1 protein-coding gene and 1 rRNA gene are annotated in these 2,412 nt (G+C 57.0%); both read left to right on the top strand.

All coding sequences use genetic code 11. The features are described 5' to 3' along the window. A 5S ribosomal RNA gene (gene rrf / locus NBH09_RS09910) occupies window positions 1–103 on the top strand; the annotation flags it as partial. A 246-nt stretch (window positions 104–349) separates the two neighbouring features. After that, complete coding sequence (locus NBH09_RS09905) at window positions 350–2,044, top strand: phospho-sugar mutase (protein ID WP_250787856.1); 1,695 nt, start codon at window positions 350–352, stop codon at window positions 2,042–2,044. Window positions 2,045–2,412 lie beyond the last annotated feature (368 nt).

Genomic DNA, 2,412 nt, shown 5'->3' with positions numbered 1-2,412 from the left:
GCATGGGGGGCACGCCCGGTCCCGTTCCGAACCCGGAAGCTAAGCCCCATCGCGCCGAGAGTACTGCGGGGTCAGCCCGTGGGAGGCCAGGGCGCCGCTGACCGGTGGACGGCACCGAGCCGTGCGCTTGAACTGAGAAGGGGGAGGCCTCGCGGCCTCCCCCTTTTTTGCGTTAAAGGCGGTATTCACTAAGCAATTAAATCAATTCAATCATCCACCGGTGAATATAAACGTTCACCGTTCTGTGGCCGGTTCTCTGTTCTCAATGGACTAATATTTGCTTTAGCGCGCTGATGCGCTTGTCCTGTTTTACACGGGTTGTTTTATTGATTGTGACGGAAGGACTCACATGGCAGATGTTCATGAGCTGCTTGATACTTGGATTGCCAATGTCAAGGACGAGGAGCTCCTCGCTGAGCTCAACACGATGAAGGAGCAGGGTGACGAAGACGCCATCACCGACGCTTTCTTCCAGGATCTCGCCTTCGGTACTGCCGGCCTTCGCGGCACTATCGGTGCGGGCACTAACCGTATGAATATCTATACGGTCGGTCGTGCGACCCAGGGATTCGCTGACTACCTCAATGCGACCTTCGAGCATCCGACGGTCGCCATCGCTCGCGATAGCCGCAATAAAGGTGAGCTGTTCGTCAAGACGACGGCTGCCATTCTTGCAGCAAACGGCGTGACTGCCCTCGTGTATCCCAAGATTTCTCCTGTGCCGACGCTCTCCTGGGCCGTCCGCGACCTTAAGTGCTCCGGTGGCATTTGCATGACCGCTAGTCATAATCCAGCGCCTTATAACGGCTATAAGGCCTATGGCCCCGACGGCTGCCAGATCACCAGTGAGGCCGCCGATGCAATTTCGAGGGCTATCGCCGAGACCGATACGTTTACCGGCGTGAAGTCCATGGACTTTGATGAGGCTCTTGAGCAGGGTCTGGTTAAATGGATCGATGACTCGTGCCTCGAGCGTTATTATGACGCCGTTCTCGCCCGCGGCGTGACCAACCTTTCTGCCGAGGAGATTGCCGGCGCACCGCTTAAGCTCGTCTACACTCCGCTCAACGGCACCGGCCTCATTCCCGTCACGACGGTGCTCGAGCGCGCTGGCATCACCGATGTCACGGTTGTTCCGGAGCAGAAGGAGCCTAACGGCGATTTCCCGACCTGCCCGTATCCTAACCCTGAGATCCGTCAGGCCATGCAGAAGGGCATCGATCTCTGCGAGCAGGTTCACCCTGATCTGCTGCTTGCAACCGATCCCGACGCCGACCGTGTTGGCGTTGCCGTCAAGAATGGTGATGACTACCTGCTGCTGACCGGTAACGAGATGGGCGTCCTGCTGCTCGACTATATTTGCAAGACCCGTGCCGCCCGCGACGAGGATCTCACCAAGAAGGTTGCCGTTACTACTATCGTTTCTTCCGCCATGGTTGACGCTCTGGCCGAGGAGTATGGCTTTGAGCTCCGTCGCTGCCTGACGGGCTTCAAGTACATCGGCGACATCATTACCTCGCTTTCCGATGCTGGCGAGGTCGACCGCTTTATCTTCGGTTTCGAGGAGAGCTACGGCTATCTGGCCGGCGACCACGTGCGCGATAAGGACGCGGTGAGCACTTCGCTTCTGATTTGCCAGATGGCGCAGTATTACAAGCTGCAGGGTAAGAACCTTGCCGACGCGATGCACGAGCTGTACGAGAAGTATGGCTACTATCACAATAAGACGATTTCGCTGAGCTATCCGGGTGCTGAGGGTGCGGCAAAGATGGCCGGCATCATGGCCGGTCTGCGCGAGAACCCGCCCGCGGAGCTCGCCGGTTCCAAGATTGAGGCCGTCGTTGATTACAACACCTGCGTGAACGGCCTGCCGAAGGCTAATGTTATTGAGTTCGATCTTGAGGGTGGCAACAAGGGTATCGTTCGTCCTTCCGGCACCGAGCCCAAGATCAAGCTGTACATCTTCGCTAAGGGCGCGGATGCCGCCGAGGCAGATGCAGCACTTGACGCTATCGAGGAGTCCGGTCGCAAGCTGCTGGCATAAGGTATTTAAGAGTCTATTGCTATAGATAGGCAAAAGAGGGGATCTCGGAAGCGAGGTCCCCTCCTGTTTTTAACCAGCCAGCCGAGAGTACTTATATGTGTGGGAAATGTGTACGCCCAGATTCCCGCCCCCGGGGGCCCTCCGGTCTGGCAATATATCTCCTTGCCGCGCGGCCCGGTCGAACCGGATCAGCCGCAAAGCGTGCACCTTGAGAACCGGATACTGCGAGGATGGACACTTACTTCAGTGTCGCATCCGGGCAGACATCGAACCATTTGAAATGGTCTAACTTGGATTTGTTTTTCGCAAGGCCGCCGAGAGGCGGCCCCGAGAAATTCCTTTTCCTATCTAATAGAACCATATGAATC

This window comes from Collinsella sp. BG-O-102 (assembly GCF_023656745.1).
Lineage (GTDB): Bacteria > Actinomycetota > Coriobacteriia > Coriobacteriales > Coriobacteriaceae > Collinsella.
This window is presented reverse-complemented; position numbering and strand designations above follow the sequence as displayed.

Bases quoted from the DNA above. Each gene is read 5' to 3' on its own strand.
- NBH09_RS09905 (WP_250787856.1), top strand. From the start codon at position 350: ATGGCAGATGTTCATGAGCTGCTTGATACTTGGATTGCCAATGTCAAG.